The 492-nt window shown below is 53.5% G+C and carries 1 protein-coding gene; it reads right to left on the reverse strand.

Annotated features, from left to right (window positions below; translation table 11 throughout):
* Positions 1–492, reverse strand: a 492-nt coding sequence (locus QW71_RS36405) for a ComEC/Rec2 family competence protein (protein WP_200906021.1), incomplete at both ends; no start/stop codon positions are given.

A 492-nucleotide genomic window follows, 5' to 3' on the forward strand; every position in this document is an offset into this window, starting at 1 on the left:
CAGCTCCAGCTCGGTCAGCGGCCGGGTCTCATCCTCCATGTACTGGGGAAGCATAATCTCTGTCCGTCTCTTCAACGCATACAACAAGCCGTAAAGTAGCCCGTAGTATAGGCAAATCCAGAGCAAGGACGGTGAAGCCCAGATCAGCACACCTGCCGTAAACCCGTTTACCCACTCCACTGCCGCAAACGTAGCATTATTCAGCAGCTCTGCAAGCTGCACAGATAAGAGGGCGGCAGTATTCCAGAACCGTCCAAGCAGCAGCGCCAGCGTACCAAGCGGCAGCACCAGGAACGTGATGAATGGAACCAGCAGCAGATTGGCGGCAAAGGACAGCAGCGAAAATTGGTTAAAGTAATAAATCGTCAACGGGAAAGAGACCAATTGCGCAATGAAGGTTACCGAGAGGGTGGTGCCGAGCCAGTTAGGTAAACGTCTGAATAATGGCGCGGCCAGCGGCGTATATACCATGAGACCTGCTGTCACCAGAAA

It is taken from the genome of Paenibacillus sp. IHB B 3415 (assembly GCF_000802655.2).
Taxonomy (GTDB): domain Bacteria; phylum Bacillota; class Bacilli; order Paenibacillales; family Paenibacillaceae; genus Paenibacillus_AQ; species Paenibacillus_AQ phytohabitans.